Source organism: Dietzia sp. CW19 (assembly GCF_014145265.1).
Lineage (GTDB): Bacteria > Actinomycetota > Actinomycetes > Mycobacteriales > Mycobacteriaceae > Dietzia > Dietzia natronolimnaea.
Genome location: NZ_JAALEE010000248.1, coordinates 1 through 3,366, shown reverse-complemented (window position 1 = coordinate 3,366; position 3,366 = coordinate 1). Strand labels below are relative to the sequence as shown.

Here is a 3,366-nt window from a genome sequence, read left to right as displayed (position 1 = left end):
CCAGACCCCACATCGCGGCCACGGCCGAGTCGGGATCGGGGTCGCCGACGGCGGCCGCGAGGCTGAGCCCGGGGACCCATTCGCTCACCACGATGCCCCCGGCGCGGCCACGGATCACGTCGAGTACGCGGGCGAGGCCGTCCGAGTACACGCTGGTCAGCGCCACGGTGCGGTCGAGGACGCCCGTCGCCGAGCCCGGGGGTTGCTCGCCGGGCAGCGGATCGACGAAGGTCAAGGCGACCTCGCGACCAAGGCGCTTGTCGCGGGCTCGCCAGAACGCCTGACCGGCGACCCCGCCGTGGGGTTCGAGGAGTTCGTACCGCCCACCCGAGACCAGTCCCCCGGCGGTCAGGCGCGGTGGACCCGAGGGCGAACCCTGCGCCGGAACACCGTTGGCATCGCCCACCCGTCGACCTCCTCGATGACGCGGCCGTCCAGCCGATCCGCCCGCTCCTGACCCCCCGAGTGTACGGTTCGCCCGGCCCGGGACGACTATCGCCTCAGACGCCCCACGAGGCCCCGGAGGACGGGCGTGACGGCGTCCAGCTCCGGGAGTCGTGACCGCGACAGGATCAACCCGGTGACCACGAGGGTGATGACCGCGGCGAGCCCGGCCCGGAAGACGTAGCCGATACTGCCGACCGAGTCGGTGAGCAGGTCCAGGGGCAGGAGGGTGTCGACGGCGAGGGCGACGAGCGCTCCGGCAGCCGACGCGCCGAGGGTCCAGACCGCCGACCTCGCGGTCTCCCGCCCTCGCAGGGAGCCGAGCCTGCGGCGCAGCAGGATGTACCCGGCCACCGCGCCCACGACCCAGCCGATCCCGTTGGCCAGGGCGAGGCCGATCACCACGTGGGAGCGTTCGTTCGCGACCAGCGGGACGATGAGCGACAGGACCACGCGGACGATGGTGATCGCGAGGATCATGACGGTCGGGGTCCAGTAGTCCTCGCGGGCGTAGAACACCCGCTGCTGGAGCAGGACCACCGCGTACGGCACCAGGGTGAACGCCCCGAAGGCCAGGGTGAGGCCGAGGATGTCGGCGTTCTGGGCGTCGAAGTTGCCGTACCGGAACAGGCCGGTCGCGATGGTCGGGCCGAAGGCGGTCATGAAGGCGATGATCGGCAACAGACCGAAGAGGGACAGCCTGGTGCCGAGCGAGATGTCGCGCACGACCGCGTCCGTCCGCCCGGCGACGCCGTTGTCGGCCAACCGCGGGTTGATGGCCGTCAGGAGGGTCACACCGATGATCCCGTAGGGCACCTGGAGCAGCAGCCAGTACGTGCCGTAGATGGCGATGGCCGCCTCGTCGGCGGCGGAACCGATGCGGTTGGTCATGACCAGACCGACCTGCGAGATGAACACGTAGGACAACCCGGCGAGGGCGTTGCCCCCGAACTGGCGGATCCGGGGGTCCAGCCCCCACTGGGGACGCAGGACCACGCCGGCACGGCGCAGCGCGGGCAGCAGGACCGCGGCCTGCACCACCACGCCGAGGGTCGTGCCCAGGCCTAGCAACAGGATCGGGGCGCTGAGGAGGTTGACCGGGGCCGCCGGGTCGATGCCGCTCCCGACCACGGCGAACAGGGCCAGGGTCGCGATGGCCACCAGGTTGTTCCAGACCGGGGCCCACGCACCGGGTCGGAAGATCCCGTTGTAGTTGAGCACGGCGAGCATGACAGAGAAGACGCCGTAGAAGAAGATCTGCGGCAGCAGCAGGAAGGCGAACGCCGTGGCGAGGTCCGTGTTGACCTCACCGTCCCCGAGGTTGAGTTCGGTGAGCAGGGGCGCACAGGCCACCGCCACCACCGTGGCGACCAGCGCCAACAGGGAGGTGGCCGTGAGCAGGCGCCGGATGAACGAGACCCCCCCGTCCGGATCCTCCTGGGCCGCCCTGGCGAGCAGGGGCATGAACATGGCGGTGAGGACCGACCCCAGGACGAGCTCGGTGATCATGTTGGGCAGCGTGTTGGCGGTGTTGAACGCCGAGGCCACGGCGGGGCCGAGAATGGTGAGGATGAGGATCATCCGGACGAAACCGGTGATCCGGCTGGCGAGGTTGGCCACGGCCATCGACCCCGTGGACCGCATCACCGAGGCGTCGGACGAGTCCCGCGTGGTGGTGCCGGTCCCCCCGCCCCGGGTCGCCGGGCCCGGTGGGATCGGGACCACGGGGTCGACGGGTACCGAGTCGGGCGCGAACGAGTCGGCGACCGGTGGCGGCGAGACGGGGCGTGGCGAGACGCAGCTCCCGGATTCGCGGCGGCGGCCCCGCAGCCCGGGATCCGGTCTACGCAGCCCGGGTTCGGGGGAACCCTGCTCGTCGTTCACGGTCGGTGCCCTTCGTCCGCGGGGTCGAGGATCCCCCGACGGTAGCGCAGGTACCGGCGGCCTCCGAGGACGAGGGCGAGTGCGGCCGCGGCGATCGCGAAGCCCTGCGCGACGGGATACCCACCGGACTGGACCGAGAGTTCGACCGGGTCGGACAGTCGCGTCCCGTCCGGCCCGTGGAGGGCGAAGACCACGGTGTGGCGGACCCCGCCCTCGGAGTCGGACTGGGTGGGGACCTGGAGGGTGCGGGAGCCCGCGGCCGGGATCTGGATGAGACCGACCGGGTCGACGGTGATGTCCTCGGGCGCGGTGACGGTCACGTCCACGCGCACGGGGAACGGCAGCGCGTTACGGGTCACCAGCATGAGCGGACTGTTGGGACTCGCCATGGTGAACACGCTGCCCGGGGTCAGGAGATCGACGCGCGCCAGCGAGGCGGTCACCGTCTCCCCGAGCCGCGCCAGGCGGGTCGCGCCGCGGTCCCGGGCGGCAACACCGGTCCCCGTCTCGAAGGTGAGACCGTCCCCGCCGGCGCGTCGACCGGTCTCCGAGATCGCCCGGAGGGCGTCACCCACCAGCGGGTCGAGGTGTGCGGCCGCATCCGCCGAGGTCGGGTCGGAGGTGTCCACCAGCGATCGGAGGGTCCCCGTCCCCGAGAGCGCCCCCGCCAGTCGTCGGACGGTGTCCCCCCCGGGGTCGTCCGCGAAGGGATCGGCGAGTCCGGGGTCCACCGCTCCGGTGGGGTCCTCGGCGAGGCTCCCCTCGGGGATCGTGACGGGACCGGTCAGGCGTTCGGACAGCGGCACCGCACGCATCCGGCCTGTGGAGAGCTGGTCGCCGAGGGTCTCGAGCAGTGAGTTCGCGGACTCCTCGTCGACGCCCCAGACCTGGGGGGGAACCGCGAGGACCCCCTGTCCGGCCACGGCGGTGTCGTCTCCCGCGGCGGCGGAGGAGTTGGTGGCCGAACCGGTGGCGGCGTCGATCACCGGGGCCAGCAGGGCCGCCCGGGCGTCCTGCAGGCGGGCGACCGGGGAGTCG

2 protein-coding genes and 1 pseudogene are annotated in these 3,366 nt (G+C 72.3%); all 3 read right to left on the bottom strand.

Annotated elements, in window-relative coordinates; genetic code table 11:
* Positions 1 to 406 (bottom strand): annotated as a pseudogene (locus G6021_RS08140) (hypothetical protein); the annotation flags it as partial.
* Between the two features lie 86 nt (positions 407 to 492).
* Positions 493 to 2,328, bottom strand: coding sequence for a lipid II flippase MurJ (locus G6021_RS08135; protein ID WP_182641031.1), 1,836 nt, complete (start codon positions 2,326 to 2,328; stop codon positions 493 to 495).
* Positions 2,325 to 3,366, bottom strand: a 1,042-nt coding sequence (locus G6021_RS08130; protein ID WP_347237979.1) for a DUF6049 family protein, incomplete at its 5' end; no start/stop codon positions are given. The genes G6021_RS08130 and G6021_RS08135, both read right to left, overlap by 4 nt.